General features: G+C 71.9%; 20 protein-coding genes. 7 read left to right on the top strand and 13 right to left on the bottom strand.

Annotated elements, in window-relative coordinates:
- Both VFV89_RS20575 and VFV89_RS20570 read right to left on the bottom strand, forming a co-directional pair.
- On the bottom strand, positions 1-1,098 hold a 1,098-nt coding region (locus VFV89_RS20575), incomplete at its 3' end, for an SNF2-related protein (protein ID WP_329707847.1).
- Between the two features lie 221 nt (positions 1,099-1,319).
- A complete protein-coding gene (locus VFV89_RS20570; RefSeq protein WP_329707846.1) occupies positions 1,320-2,774 on the bottom strand; it encodes an MFS transporter in 1,455 nt (484 codons plus the stop codon).
- Positions 2,775-2,919: 145 nt separating this feature from the next.
- On the opposite strand from VFV89_RS20570, the gene VFV89_RS20565 reads away from it, so the two are divergent.
- Genes VFV89_RS20565 through VFV89_RS20535 form a run of 7 tightly spaced genes read left to right on the top strand, consistent with a single transcriptional unit; the run spans position 2,920 to position 7,504 of the window.
- Positions 2,920-3,429: an SRPBCC domain-containing protein gene (locus VFV89_RS20565; protein ID WP_329707845.1), complete on the top strand. Its 510-nt coding sequence runs from the start codon at positions 2,920-2,922 to the stop codon at positions 3,427-3,429.
- A 43-nt stretch (positions 3,430-3,472) separates the two neighbouring features.
- Complete coding sequence (locus VFV89_RS20560; RefSeq protein WP_329707844.1) at positions 3,473-4,351, top strand: XdhC family protein; 879 nt, start codon at positions 3,473-3,475, stop codon at positions 4,349-4,351.
- 42 nt (positions 4,352-4,393) lie between these two features.
- A complete protein-coding gene (locus VFV89_RS20555) occupies positions 4,394-4,627 on the top strand; it encodes a hypothetical protein (protein WP_329707843.1) in 234 nt (77 codons plus the stop codon).
- Between the two features lie 4 nt (positions 4,628-4,631).
- Positions 4,632-5,501 (top strand): MoxR family ATPase, encoded by an 870-nt coding sequence (locus tag VFV89_RS20550; RefSeq protein WP_329707842.1) that lies wholly within the window; start codon positions 4,632-4,634, stop codon positions 5,499-5,501.
- Positions 5,494-6,666, top strand: coding sequence for a vWA domain-containing protein (locus VFV89_RS20545; RefSeq protein ID WP_329707841.1), 1,173 nt, complete (start codon positions 5,494-5,496; stop codon positions 6,664-6,666). Before VFV89_RS20550 ends, VFV89_RS20545 begins: the two co-directional genes overlap by 8 nt.
- Before the next feature lie 5 nt (positions 6,667-6,671).
- Positions 6,672-6,959 carry a hypothetical protein gene (locus VFV89_RS20540; protein ID WP_329707840.1) on the top strand — a complete coding sequence of 96 codons (288 nt, stop codon included), beginning with the start codon at positions 6,672-6,674 and terminating at the stop codon, positions 6,957-6,959.
- Positions 6,956-7,504: a hypothetical protein gene (locus tag VFV89_RS20535; RefSeq protein ID WP_329707839.1), complete on the top strand. Its 549-nt coding sequence runs from the start codon at positions 6,956-6,958 to the stop codon at positions 7,502-7,504. Before VFV89_RS20540 ends, VFV89_RS20535 begins: the two co-directional genes overlap by 4 nt.
- Positions 7,505-7,585: 81 nt before the next feature.
- On the opposite strand, the gene VFV89_RS20530 is transcribed toward VFV89_RS20535, so the two are convergent.
- From VFV89_RS20530 to VFV89_RS20480, 11 genes are read right to left on the bottom strand one after another with little or no spacing between them, the layout of a single operon-like run.
- Positions 7,586-7,939 (bottom strand): hypothetical protein, encoded by a 354-nt coding sequence (locus VFV89_RS20530; RefSeq protein ID WP_329707838.1) that lies wholly within the window; start codon positions 7,937-7,939, stop codon positions 7,586-7,588.
- The gene (locus VFV89_RS20525) at positions 7,936-8,235 is read right to left on the bottom strand and encodes a hypothetical protein (protein ID WP_329707837.1); all 300 of its coding nucleotides are present in this window, start codon (positions 8,233-8,235) and stop codon (positions 7,936-7,938) included. Before VFV89_RS20525 ends, VFV89_RS20530 begins: the two co-directional genes overlap by 4 nt.
- A 1-nt stretch (position 8,236) precedes the next feature.
- A complete protein-coding gene (locus VFV89_RS20520) occupies positions 8,237-8,491 on the bottom strand; it encodes a hypothetical protein (protein ID WP_329707836.1) in 255 nt (84 codons plus the stop codon).
- Positions 8,488-8,715 carry a hypothetical protein gene (locus VFV89_RS20515; RefSeq protein ID WP_329707835.1) on the bottom strand — a complete coding sequence of 76 codons (228 nt, stop codon included), beginning with the start codon at positions 8,713-8,715 and terminating at the stop codon, positions 8,488-8,490. The genes VFV89_RS20520 and VFV89_RS20515 overlap by 4 nt, the downstream gene beginning before the upstream one ends.
- A 13-nt stretch (positions 8,716-8,728) precedes the next feature.
- Positions 8,729-8,983 (bottom strand): hypothetical protein, encoded by a 255-nt coding sequence (locus tag VFV89_RS20510; RefSeq protein ID WP_329707834.1) that lies wholly within the window; start codon positions 8,981-8,983, stop codon positions 8,729-8,731.
- Entirely contained in the window at positions 8,983-9,585 is a 603-nt protein-coding gene (locus tag VFV89_RS20505; RefSeq protein WP_329707833.1) for an SRPBCC family protein, read from the bottom strand. The genes VFV89_RS20510 and VFV89_RS20505 overlap by 1 nt, the downstream gene beginning before the upstream one ends.
- A gap of 6 nt (positions 9,586-9,591) precedes the next feature.
- Positions 9,592-10,566 carry an XdhC family protein gene (locus VFV89_RS20500; RefSeq protein ID WP_329707832.1) on the bottom strand — a complete coding sequence of 325 codons (975 nt, stop codon included), beginning with the start codon at positions 10,564-10,566 and terminating at the stop codon, positions 9,592-9,594.
- Between the two features lie 21 nt (positions 10,567-10,587).
- Positions 10,588-12,993 (bottom strand): aerobic carbon-monoxide dehydrogenase large subunit, encoded by a 2,406-nt coding sequence (locus tag VFV89_RS20495; protein ID WP_329707831.1) that lies wholly within the window; start codon positions 12,991-12,993, stop codon positions 10,588-10,590.
- The gene (locus VFV89_RS20490; RefSeq protein ID WP_329707830.1) at positions 12,990-13,523 is read right to left on the bottom strand and encodes a (2Fe-2S)-binding protein; all 534 of its coding nucleotides are present in this window, start codon (positions 13,521-13,523) and stop codon (positions 12,990-12,992) included. The genes VFV89_RS20495 and VFV89_RS20490 overlap by 4 nt, the downstream gene beginning before the upstream one ends.
- Positions 13,520-14,428 (bottom strand): xanthine dehydrogenase family protein subunit M, encoded by a 909-nt coding sequence (locus VFV89_RS20485; protein WP_329707829.1) that lies wholly within the window; start codon positions 14,426-14,428, stop codon positions 13,520-13,522. The genes VFV89_RS20490 and VFV89_RS20485 overlap by 4 nt, the downstream gene beginning before the upstream one ends.
- Position 14,429: 1 nt before the next feature.
- The gene (locus VFV89_RS20480) at positions 14,430-14,729 is read right to left on the bottom strand and encodes a hypothetical protein (protein ID WP_329707828.1); all 300 of its coding nucleotides are present in this window, start codon (positions 14,727-14,729) and stop codon (positions 14,430-14,432) included.
- Positions 14,730-14,853 lie beyond the last annotated feature (124 nt).

Below are 14,853 nucleotides of genomic sequence, written 5' to 3'. Positions count from 1 at the left end.
CCGTGCGACGCGCTTGCGGATCCGGTCCGAGACCTCGATGACGTGCTGGGACCGCTGCGACTTCTTGTTCTTGATGTAGTGCGCTTCGTCGACGACCATCCCGCGGAACCCGTGGTTCCCGATCCAGTCGACGTGCCGGTCCAGCACCTCGTAGTTGACGACCACGATGTCGGCGAACCCGTCGATCGACTCCCCGTCGCCGTGGATCACGGTCACCGGCCGCTTGGGGGTCCACAGCGCCGCCTCACGTGCCCAGTTGGTCTTCACCACGTTGGGGACGACGCATAGCAGCGGGTAGGCGTTCGCGACCTGCGCGGCGAGCAGCGCCTGCGCGGTCTTGCCGAGGCCGGGCTCGTCGGCCAGCAGGTAGGTGCGGTGCCCGTCGGCGGCGGACTGGATCACCTGGGCCTGGTGGTGCATCAGCTCCAGCCCGTCCGGCACCCGGATGTCGAGCGGCTCGGGCAGCGGCATGCAGGCCGCGCCGCCGTTGTACTCGAACGAGCGGAACAGCGGGCCGAGCAGCTCCCAGGTCGCCAGCCGCCGCGCCCGGGGCCGGCGCTCCTCGGCGGCGGAGAAGTCGGGGACCAGGAACGGGTTGGAGAGCTGGCGCTGGACGACGGACTGGGGCACCACGCGCCGCTCGGTGACGAGCAGCTCCTCCTCGTCGGGCTCCGGCTCGTCCTCCTCCTCGATCTCCATCCCGGCCGATGCGATCATCTCGCGGCGCAGCTCCTTGGCGGCGTCGGAGACGGTGGCGTCCTCGGCGAGCAGGCTCAGCAGCGTGGTGTCGGCGGCCGCGGTCTTGGCCAGGATCGTGGCCACGCCGTCGAGCCGCTTGAGCTGGTCGGCCTTCTTGGCCTCGGTCAGCTCGGTGTCGGCCTTGATCCGGGCCCGCTCCTCGCGGACCAGGAGCGCGACGACCTGGAACTTGGTCCGTGCCGACGGCGACACCGGACCGCGCTGGGAGCGCGCCTCGACCTCGCGGACGGCCCGGGCGAGCACCGGGATGATGCCCTCGTTGTCGCCGTGCCGGCGTCCGCTGCGCTGGTTGCCCTGGGTCCGGCTGTTGCCGGACTGGCGCTGGCCCCGTCTGGCCAAGGAGCTCCCTTTCCACTGCCACGGGCCGGTTTCGGCCGTGGCACTGCTAGCGCCGTACCCCGTCGGGATCGGGTGCGGCGACTCTCCGCCGTGTGGAGGGACCTGGCTCGGCCCCCCGAAGCGATGCGGCGCCTGATCGGCGCCTGTCCCGGCCGTGCGACGGCCGGTTTCCTGAGGCCAATATACCCCGACCTCGAGGCGGTTGTCCCGTTGGATCACACTCAGGCGTTCGCGGCCGCCACCTCGGCGTCCGGCTCGCGGACCGCGTCCCGCCGGCCTGGGACGAACGCGGTGATCGCGACACCGGCGAACGCCGCGAGCGCGCCGAGCGCGAAGCACCACTTGAACGCGGACTCGGTCGGGAACGGGAAGCCCCCGACGACCTCGGTCGAGCTGGTGAGGACCGTGGCCATCACCGCCGCCGCCAACGTGGTGCCGACCGAACGCATCAGCGCGTTGACGCCGACCGCCGAGGCGGCCTCGGTCAGGGGGACCGCATCGAGGATCAGCGTGGGCATCGCGGCATAGCCGATGCCGACCCCGGCCGAGGCGATGATGCAGGCGAGCATCAGCTCCCACGACGAACCCATGAGGAAGAAGCCGACGAGGTAGCCGCTTCCGAGCACGGCCGCGCCGATCATCAGGGTGCGCTTGGCGCCGAGCAGCACCATCAGCCGCGCCGAGACCGGTGCGAAGACCAGCATCATCAGGCCGGACGGCGCCATCCAGAGACCGGCCGCGAGGATCGTCTGGCCGAGTCCGTAGCCGGTGACCGCGGGGATCTGCAGCAGCTGCGGTACGACGATGGCCTGCGCCATCATCCCGAAGCCGATCGCGACCGCGGCGAGGTTGGTCATCAGCACCGGGAGCCGCGCGGTGGTCCGCAGGTCGACGAGGGGCTCGCGGGTCCGCATCTGGTAGCGGCCCCAGACGACGAGCACGAGGAGCCCGGCGCCCATGGCGCCCAGGGTGCGGGGGTCGCCCCAGCCCCAGTCGGTGGCCTTGGAGACGCCGACCAGGAAGCCGACCAGGCCGACCGCCAGCCCGACCGCACCCAGCATGTCGAACCGCCCGGGGGCCGCATCTGCGACGTGGGGCACCAGGAACCACGCGGACGCGACCACCAGTGCGGCCAGCGCCGCGGCCACCCAGAACAGCGCGTGCCAGTTCCAGGTCTGGGCGACGAAGGCCGACAGCGGCAGACCGATGGCACCGCCGACCCCGAGCGTGGCGCTCATGGCCGCGATCGCGGTGCCGGTGAGGTGCGGGGGCGTGATCTCGCGCATCAGCGAGATCCCGACCGGGATGAAGCCCATCGCGAGTCCCTGCAGCGCGCGGCCGACCAGCATCGGCGCCAGCGAGTCCGACAGCGCGCAGACGACGGAGGCGACCAGCAGCAGTCCGGCGCTGATGACGAGAACCCGCTGCTTGCCGTAGAGGTCGGCGAGGCGTCCGGCGGTGGGCATCGCGACGGCGCCGGCGAGCAGCGTGATGGTGACGACCCAGGCGGCGTCGGCCCCGGAGGTGTGCAGCAGCTGCGGCAGCTCGCTCTGGATCGGGATGACCAGCGTCTGGGTCAACGAGGCGACGAGGCCGCCGAAGCACAGCACCACCACGGGCAGCGCGGGGTGCTCACGGAGCAGCCGGGTCGGCGCCACGCTCGGATCGTCGGACACGGGGGGAGGTTACATGTAGTTGTTCTGATCAACCAATCGCCCGAGCGTCCCCGATCAACCTGCAACTTTTCGATTGCATGAATGATGATCGTCCACTACCGTGACATGCAATCAATCAGTTGCAGTTAAAGGAGCGCAGCATCCCATGACCGACGACCTGAGCTACACCTTCACCGTCTCGCAGCCACCGGCCGAAGCGTTCGCCGCCATCAACGACCCGCGGGCCTGGTGGTCGGGCGACATCGAGGGCACGACCGACGTACTGGGCGCGGAGTGGAGCTACCGCGTCCCGGACATCCACCTCAGCGTCCACCGCGTCACCGAGCTGGTGCCGCACCGCTCCGTGGCCTGGCTGGTCACCGACGGCTGGCTCTCGTTCGTCGAGGACAAGGAGGAGTGGACCGGGACCACCATCCGGTTCGACCTGACCCCGACCCCGTCCGGCGGGACCGAGGTCCGATTCACCCACCTCGGTCTGCGGCCCCGGGCCGAGTGCTACGGCGTGTGCCGCGTGGCCTGGGGCGAGTACGTCCTCGGCTCGCTCAAGGGGCTCATCGAGTCAGGCGCCGGGCGGCCCGACTCCTACGGCGAGGGCAAGCTCGACGACGCGAAGGAGCGGGCCGCGCAGCTGGATGCCGGTTCAGCGATCGCTTAGGACACCGCACCGCGAGGCGTCGTGCCCCCCTAGCCTCGGGAGCGTGTACGAGGTGGCGCTCACCGTGGCCGCGTGTCTGCGGTCGGGCACCCGCGTCGACGTGGCCTGGGTGGTCGGCTCCGACCTGTCCCCCGCCGACCCCGGCGGCGCCCTGGCGATCACCCCCGGCGGCGGCCGGGTCGGCAGCCTGTACGGCGGAGCACTCGACCAGCAGCTGGTCGAGCGGGCCCAGGCCCTCGGCGACGACCGCGGCCGGCTGGTGACGCTGACGGTCGGTGAGCTGGAAGGGCCGGCGTTCGGGCTCACCGGTGGCGGGACCGCGCTGGCTGTCGTGCTGCCGGCGACCCTCCTGCCCGCCGACATCTGGGAGGCGTTCCTCGACCGCCGGGCGGTGCGCCTCCACCTGGCGCGCGCCGGGGACGAGCTCACCGCGGGCCGGTTCGACCACGAGGAGGCCGATCCCGGGAGCCGGGTGACCGACGACGAGGTCACCACCACCTGGCACCCGGTGCCGACCCTGGTGCTCGCCGGCGGCGGACCCGTGCTGCAGGCCCTCGAGCAGATGGCGCCGCTGCTCGGGTGGCGGGTGCAGCGGGCGTCCGACCCCGACACCGCGCGCGGCCTGGTGGTCGGGCTCGGGCCGCTGGACTCGGTGGTGCTGGCGATGCACGACGTCGAGCTCGCCGGACCGGTCCTGGCCAGCGCGCTCGACGGCGCGGCCAACTACGTGGGGGCCCTGGGCTCGCGGACGATGCAGCAGAGCCGCGAGACCTGGCTGACCGACCGGGGCGTCGGTGGGCTGGAGCGGATCCACACCCCGGCCGGCCTCGACATCGGCGCCGACGGGCCGGCCGAGGTGGCGGTGGCGATCCTGGCCGAGGCGATCCGCGAGCGGTCCGCAGCCGGCCAAGCAAAGGCTTAGGTGCGCTTCGTGAACCACGTCCGCGGCACCTACAGTTGAGGCATGGCTGAGCCCAAGGAGGTCCTGCGCGCGCTCTGGCAGGCCGAGGGTCAGGCGCTCGACGACGACTGCACGCCTGAGAACCAGAAGGCGTGCAAGAACATGAAGGATGTGTCCTTCGACGGGTTCGCGCCGCCCGGCAGCGACCTCGGAGAGGCCTGGCGCGAGAAGCTGAAGCGCGAGGGCAAGCTGAGCGAGCGCAGCCTCCGCGACCTCGTCCTGGGCGACGGCTCCTAGGGCGATGGACCGCCCCGAGTCGGTCGCCGCGCTGACCGAGGCGCTGCGTGGGGTCGGCTACCTCGCCGACCGCGGGCTGGCCACGACGCTGCACGTCGCGCTCCAGCTCGGCCGGCCGGTGCTGCTCGAGGGGGAGGTCGGCGTCGGCAAGACCGAGGTCGCCCGGGCGCTCTCGGAGGTGCTCGACCGCCGGTTGATCCGGCTGCAGTGCTACGAGGGCATCGACGCCCAGCAGGCGCTCTACGAGTGGGACTACGCCCGCCAGCTGCTCCAGATCCGGGCCCTCTCCGAGCACCAGCTCACCGACGAGGGCTCGGTGGATGCGCTCTTCGGACCCAAGTTCCTCGTGGAGCGGCCGCTGCTCGACGCCGTACGCGCGGGCGACCGGGCGGTGCTGCTGGTCGACGAGGTGGACCGGGCCGACGACGAGTTCGAGGCCTTCCTGCTCGAGCTGCTCAGCGACTTCCAGATCACGATCCCCGAGATCGGGCCGGTGCGGGCCGCCAGCCCGCCGCTCGTCGTACTCACCTCGAACCGCACCCGCGAGCTCCACGACGCGCTCAAGCGCCGCTGCCTCTACCACTGGGTCGGCTTCCCGAGCGCCGAGCGCGAGCTCGAGATCGTCCTGGTCCGGGCCCCCGGGGTCTCCGAACAGCTCGCCGCGTCCGTCGTCGAAGCGGTCAACCGGCTTCGTGCCATGGACCTCGCCAAGCCGCCCGGGGTCGCCGAGACCATCGACTGGGTGCAGACCCTGGGCGTGGTCGGCGCCGACGACCTCGACCACGAGGCGGTGCCCGACACGCTCGGCGCGGTGGTCAAGGACCGCGACGACCTCGAGCTGGTCCAGAGCGACCTCGAGCGGATCCGTGGCTGAGCCGAGCCCGACCGAGGGCCCGACGGAAGACCCGACCGACGACAGGGGCGACGCGTACCTCGCGATGCTGGTCGACTTCGCCCGCACGGTGCGCGCCGACGGCGTCGACCTCGGCTCCGGCGACGTGCTCACCTACGCCCGCGCCGTGGCCACCCTGGACCCCACCGACCTCGTGGACCTCTACTGGGCCGGTCGCACCACGCTGGTCGGGCGACGTGACCAGCTGCCGGTCTACCACCGGGCGTTCGAGCGCTACTTCCTCGACGCGAGCGCGCACAACCGGGCCACCGCCCGGTTCACCCCTGACCAGCGCGCCCGCGTCCTGGTCGACCTCGTCGTCCCCGAGACCGACGGGCCCAGCGAGGAGCACGACCAGCAGGTCCGGCTGGGGCTGGCCGCCTCCGGCATGCAGACCGTGCGCCGCAAGGACTTCGCCGCGTGCACCCCCGAGGAGCTGGCCGCCCTGCGCCGGATCATGAGGACGATGCGGCTCACTCCCCCGCGGCGCAGGTCGCGGCGTACCCGCCCGGGCCGCCGTGGGCGGGCCCCCGACGTGCGCCGTACGGTCCGCGAGACCATGCGGCTGCACGGCGAGCCGGCCGAGCTGCACCGCCGGGAGCGCCGGCTCCGGCACCGGCCGCTGGTGCTGATCCTCGACGTCTCGGGGTCGATGGCGGACTACTCGCGCAACCTGGTGCAGTTCGCGCACACCTCGACCCGCACGTCGAGCCGGGTCGAGGTCTTCTGCTTCGGGACCCGGCTGACCCGGATCACCCGCGAGCTCGACCGGCGCCGCCCCGACGAGGCACTCGACCGCGCCGCGGAGGCGGTGCTCGACTGGGACGGCGGCACCCGGATCGGCGAGTCGCTCGACCGGTTCGTCCGCGACCACGCCCGCCACGGCCGGTGCCGCGGCGGGATCGTCGTCATCTGCTCCGACGGGCTCGACCGGGGCGACCCGGACGTGCTCGCGGCCGCGATGGAGCGGCTGTCCCGGCTGTGCCACCGGATCGTGTGGCTCAACCCGCACAAGGGCAGCTCGAAGGAGTTCGTGCCGACGACGCTCGGCATGATCGTGGCCGCGCCGTACGTCGACGAGCTGCTCTCCGGCCACGACCTGGCCAGCCTGGAGGAGTTCGCCGCGACCCTGGCCCGGATGAGGTAGCCCCCGTGCTCTGGAGTGTGACCCTGCAGGCCGCGGGCGACCGCGCGCTGACCCACGAAGAGATCGTCGAGCTCGCGGACGCGGTCGCCCCCGCGCGTGGGGTCGCCTCGGGGATCGGGGAGGCGGCGTACGGCGCGCAGCTGGTCGTCGAGGCCGCCGACCGCGACGAGGCGGAGGCGCTCGGCCGGGCGATCTTCGCCGAGGCGGCCGCGACGGCGGGGCTGCCCGCGTGGCCGGTCACCAGCGTGGGCGCGGTGTCCGAGGCCGAGGACGAGGACTGGGAGCTCGGATGATCCGGCTCGGCTCCCTGGCCGGCTACCCGTTCGAGGGGCCGCGGGTGCTGGCCGGCTTCACCGCGCCGGCGATCCCGGCGGTCTACGCGATCCTCTACCTCCCCGACCCCGCGCGGCAGCAGTACGCCGTCACCTACGTCGGCCACAGCGACGACCTGTCGCAGGAGCCGCTGCCCTTCCGCCACCCGCGCGCGTCGTGCTGGATCGAGCGGGCCGGCAGCAGGTGGAAGGTCTTCATCGCGACCTACGAGGTCCCCGGCGGCCTGGCCTCGCACCGGGAGCTGATCGTCCGCGAGCTGTGCGCGGTCTACCACCCGAGCTGCAACGAGCAGCAGTTCGACCAGGCCTGGGAGGACCACTGGATCGGGAGCTACGACGCCCCGACCACCGCCCCCCTGAGCACCGGACGGCAGCCCGGGGAGTCACGCCACGTTGATTCGGTGGTTCCGCCGGTTGATTCGGTGGTTCCGCCGGTTGATTCGGGGGATCTGCCGGTCGACTCCGGAGATCCGCCGGTCGAGACGGGTGGCAGAAGTCCGGACTGAACCGGCACAACTCCCGACTCAACCGGCACAACTCCCGACTCAACCGGCGGAACTCCCGATTCAACCGGCATATGTCACGAATCAACGTGGCGTGTAGCCCACCATGTCGTGCAGGCGGGAGCGGCGGGTGCCGGACGCGGGTGCGGCGGGCGGGCGCGGTGGCGGGGGCTCGTACGTCGCGCCGGCGACGATCCCCTCGGCCATGCCGTAGAGCAGCGGCAGTGCGCCGGCGACCACGCCGCCCACGCGGTTGATGTTCGAGACGCCCTCGCGGATCGGCTCGGCGTTCTGCTTGATCTCCCACACGACGTCCGCACACTCCTCGAGGTGGCCGGCGACGCGGGTGAGCTGGCCGCCGACGACGTAGAGGTAGAAAGCCAGCCCGGCGATGAGCAGCACGATGTCCACGACGGAGAGCACGACGAGAAGGGTCATGACCGGACCTTCCCGAGGACCCGGCCGAGGAACAGGTGGTGCTCGAGCCCTTCGGCCAGCACCGCCTCGACACCCTTGGCCGTGGTGCCGATGAGCGCGGTGTCGTCGGTGTTGGCCTTCGCCTGCTGCAGCGTCGCCTTCACCTTGACCACGCGCTCCTCGATGGTGCGCACCTCCATCACCAGGATCGTCAGCAGCGCGGCGACCGCGAGCACGACCACGAAGCCACCGATGACCGCACCCCACCACAGGGAGCGCTCGGTGTCGGTCAGCATTCCGGTGAGCAGCACGTCCATGTCAGCCTCCCAGCCGCTTGCGGCCGCGGTTGAGCCCGTCGATGATCACGGTGGCGTGGTCGATGGTGGTGTTCAGCTGGGCCAGCCCGGCGGTGTTGGTCACCGACTGCTGCAGCGAGGAGTCGATGTCGGCCGCCTGGCGACCGATCCGTGCGGCCAGCAGCAGGATCGGTACGACGAGCGCGACGACCACCAGGACGACCGCGATCGCGATGACGTAGCCGACCGTCCACCCGGTCGTGGAGAGGGCGCTCATATCGACTCGCAGAAGTCGCGGACCGGCTTGAGACTGGCGTTGACCGAGGCGAGGCCGTCGGGCACCGGCGCAGTGCGCTCGGCGACCACGCCGACGCCGGCGATGACCCCGTCGAGGGTGCCGGTGACGGCCCTCAGGTGCAGGATCACGCGGATCAGCCCGAGCGCGGCTGCGGCGATGATCAGGGCGGCGATGACCAGTGTCACCACGGCTGCGGCAGGCATCAGCGGTCCCTCCTCATCCCAACAGCTTCCCGACGGACCCGGCGTATCTCACCGCGCCGTGGGCGACGTCGGCCACGGTCGCGTCCGTCGTCGCCAGCGCCTCCGGTACGCCGTCCAGCTCGGCGGCGAGAGCACCGCCGCCGCGCAGGATGTCGTCGGTCGCGCCGCGGATCCGCTCCAACGCCGCCAGCACGCGGTTGAGCAGCGCGACCAGCACCGGCACGATGACGACGAGCAGGACGATGTTGCCGATCCACCACAGGACCATCAGGCGCCTCCTCGGCTCGGGAACTGGCTCGGGTCGTAGGGCATGAAGAACCGTCGGATCACCCGCATCAGCGCGAGCTGGGCCGCGCGCAGCCCGATCGCGAAGCCGCTGGCCTGGCCGCCGCCGAGATCGACGGTCGACTCGCCACGCTCGATGGCGGCGATGCGCTGCTGCATGTTCGTGGCGAACTGCCGCATCAGCACCGAGGTGACGTCGCTGATCATGCCGCGGCCGTACTGCGCCGCCGCGCCAGAGATCTGCAGGTCCTGGTCGACCGCGACCCGGGTCCCTCCCCCGGACCCCGGCGACAGCCTGGCGGTGACGGTCATCTCCGCGCTGCCGCGGTTCTTGGCGTCGCTGCCGGCCGCGTCGATCACGATCCGCCTGGCGTCGTCGTCCCGCTCACGCACGTGGGCCTTGCCGGCGAACTCGAGCTTGACCGGTCCCATCCGCACGCCGACCCGGCCGGCGTACCGGTCCTCGCCGAGGTCGTCGGTGAGCTCGGCGCCGGGCAGGCAGGCCGCGACGCCGGGAACGTCCTCGAAGAACTCCCACACCTTGTCGACGGGTTGCGCGACCTCGAACTCGTTCTTGATCAGCATCGTCGTTCAGGCCTCCTGACCGGTGAGGTAGGCCGCCGGGTCGGCCGCGAACCGGTCGCGGCAGCCCACGCAGCAGAAGTGGTAGGTGGTGCCCTCGTGCTCGTGCGTGTGGGCCGACCAGCCGGACGCGTCGACGGTCACGGTCATCCCGCACACCGGGTCGGTCGCCTCGGTGGTGCCCGCGTCCCGCGGTGCGGCGTCCCCGCCCGCCGCACCGAAGTGGCCGGCGGCCCTGTGCTGCACGAGCTCGGCGAGCACCGAGACCGCGATCTCGCGGTGCGTCGTGTGGCCGAGGTCGATGCCGACCGGCGTGTGCACCCGGTCCAGCTGCTCGCGCGGCACGCCGCGCTCGGCGAGGTACTCCAGCAGGGACAGGCCCCGCTTCTCCGACGCCACGAGGCCGAGGAAGGCCGGGTCGGCCCGCGCCGCGAGCTCGAGCGCCTCCTCGTCGCCGTGGCCCTGCGTCGCGACGACGACCAGGGTGCGCTCGGTGATGTCGCCGGCGCCGAGACCGGGCACGTCGGCGACCCGGGCCTGCCAGCCGAGGCTGGTGGCGAGCTCGGCGAGGAGGTGGACCATCGGCGAGCGGCCGACGACCAGCAGGTCGATGACAGGGACGACTGGTTCGATGAACACCTGGAGGGCCCCCTCGCTCTGGCAGGACATCGGGACGTAGAGCATCCCGTCGGGGAGGGAGGCCGGAGCTGCGGTCGGGTCGGCGTCGGAGTCGGTCGTCCCGAGGAACAGCAGCCGCGCCTCGCCGGACTCGATCACCCGTTGCGCCTCGCGGATCACCACCGGCTCGGCGCAGGCGCCGCCGATGAAGCCGTGCACGACGCCGTCGGCCGTGATCAGGGCGCGGGCGCCGGTCTGCCCCGAGGAGGGCGCCTGCCGCCAGACGATCGTGGCGAGCGCGAACGACTCACCGCGGTCGGCCAGCTCGCGGGCCCGTTCCAGGACCTCCCAGCTCTCCTCGCCCATCGCGCCGTCCTCCGCCCGGCCTCAGTCGCCCTGCTTGACCGGCGGGGCGCCGGAGACATCGCGCTGCTTGGTGATCGCGTCGTAGACGCGGTCGGGAAGCAGCGGCATGTCGATGTTGCGGACCGGGGCGCTGCCGATGGCGTCGATCACGGCGTTGACGAACGCCGCCGGGCCGGCGACCGTCGCGCACTCGCCGACGCCCTTGGCACCGATCGGGTGGTGCGGGCACGGGGTCACCACCTCGTGCAGCTCCCAGCCCGGGGTCTCCCACGCGGTCGGCAGGAGGTAGTCCATGAAGTTCGAGCCTATGCAGTTGCCCTCCTCGTCGAAGGTGATGAACTGCATGTTCGCCATCGCGTAGGCCTCGGTGAGGCCGCCCATGATCTGGCCCTCGACCACCATCGGGTTGATCCGGACGCCGCAGTCGTCCACGGCGACGAAGCGGAGCACGTCCCAGACCCCGGTCTGCGGGTCGACCTCGACGGTGGCGATGTAGCAGGCGAACGGCCAGGTCAGGTTCGGAGGGTCGTAGTAGGCGTTGCCCTCCAGGCCGGGCTCCATGCCGTCGGGCATGTTGCTGTACGCCGCCATGGCGCACTCCTGGATGGTGACGCCCTGCGCGGGGTTGCTGCGCACGTAGAAGCGGCCCAGCTCCCACTCGACGTCCTCCTCCGAGACCTCGAGCAGGTGCGCGGCGAGCTTGCGCGCCTTGGCGCGGACCTTGCGCGCGACCATCGCGACCGCGGCGCCCGCCACCGGTGTGCTCCGCGAGGCGTAGGTGCCCATGCCGAACGGCGCGGTGTCGGTGTCGCCCTCCTCGACCACGATGTCCTCGGCGGGGATGCCGAGCTCGTGGGCCACGATCTGCGCCCAGGTGGTCTCGTGGCCCTGGCCCTGGGTCTTCGCCCCGGTCCGGAGGATGCCCTTGCCGGTCATGTGGATGCGGAGCTCGGCGGAGTCGAACATCTTGATGCCGAGGATGTCGTACTCCCGGCTGTTGCCCGCGCCGAGCGGCTCGGTCATCGTCGAGATGCCGAGGCCGAGCAGCCGGCCGCGCGTGCGGGCCTCCTCCTGCTGGCGGCGGAAGTCGTCGTACCCGATCGCCTCCAGCCCGACCCGGAGGCACTTGGCGTACTGCCCGGAGTCGGTGAGGAAGCCGAACGGCGTGCGGTGCGGGAAGTCGTCGTCGCGGACGAAGTTGACCCGCCGGAACTCGGCCTGGTCGATCCCGAGGTCGGCAGCGGCCGCGTGGACCATGCGCTCCTGGAAGTACATCGCCTCGGTGACCCGGAACGAGCACCGGTAGGCGACGCCACCGGGCGCCTTGTTGGTGTAGACGCCGCGGGCGGTCAGGTGCGCGGCCGGGATGTCGTAGCAGCTGAACGCCGAGTGCATCAGCCCGATCTTGAACTTGCTGGGCTGGGCGTCGCTGAAGAAGGCACCGTGGTCGGACTCGGTGTGCATGCGGACGCCGAGGATCTTGCCGTCCTTGCGCAGCGCCATCTCGCCGTCGAGGTAGATGTCGCGGGCGAAGCCGGTCGAGATCAGGTTGCCGGTACGGTCCTCGATCCACTTGACCGGCCGCTCGGTGAGGATCGAGGCGAGGATCGACATCACGTAGCCGGGGTAGACCGGCACCTTGTTGCCGAAGCCACCGCCGAGGTCCGGGCTGATGATCCGGATCATGTGCTCGGGCAGCTCGGCCACGAGCGCCACCGCGGCGCGGATGATGTGCGGCGCCTGCGTGGTCATGTAGACGGTCAGCTTCTGGGTCGACCGGTCGAAGTCGGCGATCGAGCCGCAGCACTCCAGGGGCGAGGGGTGCGAGCGCGGGTAGTGCAGCTGCAGCTTCGAGACCACGTCGGCCTCGGCGAAGGCGCGGTCGGTGGCCTCCTTGTCGCCGACCTCCCAGGTGAAGCAGGCGTTGTCGGGCTGGTTCTCCTTGTCGTCGCGGATGACCGGCGCGCCCTCGGCCATCGCCTGCGTCGGGTTGACGATCACCGGCAGCGGCTCGTACTCGACCCGGATCGCCTCGCAGCCGTCCTTGGCGATGTAGGGGTCGTCGGCGATGACGCAGGCGACCTCCTGGCCCTGGAACCGGACCTTGTCGGTGGCCAGCACCGCCTGGGTGTCGTAGGAGAGGGTCGGCATCCACGCGAGGTTGCGGGTCGCCATCATGTCGCCGGTCAGAACCAGGCGTACGCCGGGGATCGCGTAGGCCGCGCTGGTGTCGATGGACCTGATGCGCGCGTGCGCGAGCGGGCTGCGCAGGATCTCCATGTGCAGCATGCCGGGCAGCACGATGTCGTCGATGTAGTTGCCCTTGCCGCGGATGAACCGGTTGTCCTCGACGCGCTTCCGGCTCGACCCGAGCCCGCCGATCTTGATCTCGTCGAGCCCCTTCGGCGCCTCCTGGGTGGCGGTCACTGCGGTGCCTCCCCCCGCTGCTTCGCGGCGGCCCAGAGGACCGCCTTGACGATGTTCTGGTAGCCGGTGCAGCGGCACAGGTTGCCGCTCAGCGCGAACCGGACCTCGTCCTCGGTCGGGTCCGGGTTCTCCGCGAGCAGCGCCTTGGAGGCGAGCATCATCCCCGGGGTGCAGAAGCCGCACTGGAGGCCGTGCTCCTGCTTGAACCCCTCCTGCACCGGGTCGAGCTCGCTCGGCGTACCGAGCCCCTCGACAGTGGTGACCGCGTGCCCGTCGGCCTGGACCGCGAGCATCGTGCAGCTCTTCACCGGGCTGCCGTCGACCAGCACGGTGCAGGCGCCGCAGTTGGTCGTGTCGCAGCCGGTGTGGGTGCCGGTGAGCCGGAGCGCCTGCCGGAGCAGGTGCGCCAGCAGCAGCCGGGGCTCGACATCGACGGTGCGCGGCTCGCCGTTGACGGTGACCGTGATCCGGCGTACCGGGACCCCCGCGTCGGGCGTGGCCGTCGTGACCTCGTCGAAGAGACTCGTCATGCTGCCCCCATCTCCTGTCCCGCGCCGTCCTGTCCAGCACCGCCCTGTCCGTCGACCACCCGGGTGAGCAGCCGGGTCACGAAGGTGTGCACCACGTGCCGCTTGTAGTCGGCGCTGCCGCGATGGTCGCTCTGTGGCTGGGCGGCCGCCGCGGCCAGGTCAGCGGCACGCTCGATGCCGGCGGAGTCGAGGGGCCGGCCGACCAGGGAGTCCGCGGCCTCGCGGGCGTCGATCGTCGAGCCGCCGACTCCGGTCAGCCCGATGCCGGCCCGGGCCACCCTCCCGCCGGCCAGGTCGAGGGCGACCGCGACGCCGGCCGTGGCGAAGTCGCCGACGCGACGCTCGAGCTTGAGGTAGCCACCCACCGGCGTGCCCTTGGGGGCCGGGATGACCACCTCGACCGCGACCTCGTCGACGTCGAGGACGTTGCTGAAGGGTCCGGTGACGAAGTCGGTGACCGGAATGGTCCGCCGCCCGCGCGTCCCCTGGGCCACGACGTGGCCGCCCAGCGAGGTGACCACGCTCGCCCAGTCGCCCTGTGGGTCGGCGTGGCACAGCGAGCCGACCAAGGTGCCGCGGGTGCGGACGATCGGGTCGGCGATCAACGGCGCCGCGGCGGCCATGGTCGGCTGCCTGGCCGGCAGCAGCGCGGAGCGCTCGAGGTCGCGGTGCCGGCACAGCGCACCGATCCGGATGCTGCCGTCCGGGTCCTCCACGTGGTGGCCGAGCCCGGGCAGGTTGTTGATGTCGACGAGCAGCTCCGGGCTCGCGAACCGGAGCTTCAGCAGCGGCACCAGGCTCTGGCCGCCCGCCAGCACCTTGGCCTCGCCGTCACCCTCGCGAAGCAGCGCGATCGCCTCGTCGAGGCTGGCCGGCGCTTCGTAGCGGAACCGGGACGGGTACATCTCAGGGCCTCACGTCGGGAAGGTCGGGCGTCGAGTCGGACCGGGCGTCCGGGGTCGGCCGCGGGGGTGCCGGCCGCGAGGCGGGGTCGGGGATCGCCACCGGTGTGCCCTCGACGTCGTCAGGGTCGGGCCGCGGCTGCTGGTGCGGCGGCCACGGGCCCTGGACCGGCTGCCCGGCGATCCCGAGGTACTCCACGAGCTGCGGGAAGGCGAAGACCGTCGGGCTCTTCCCCGTCCGCGGCGCGTCCTTGAACAGCTCGGCAAGGCGCGGGTTCCCCGCGCGGCCCGACTCGTCACCCACTGCAAGCCCCTCTCGAGCCTGTGATGCCGGCCACTCTCGCCTCGCGTCGGACCTGTCACAACAGGTAATCAAGACTTCACTTAGGTCGGTGCGAGGAGTGCCGGGCGGCCCCGGGCCGGAGGGG

Source organism: Nocardioides sp. (genome assembly GCF_036274455.1).
In the GTDB taxonomy this organism is placed as follows: Bacteria; Actinomycetota; Actinomycetes; order Propionibacteriales; family Nocardioidaceae; genus Nocardioides.
The sequence above is the reverse complement of the archived record's forward strand: the minus strand, read 5'-3'. Positions and strand labels throughout refer to the sequence as shown.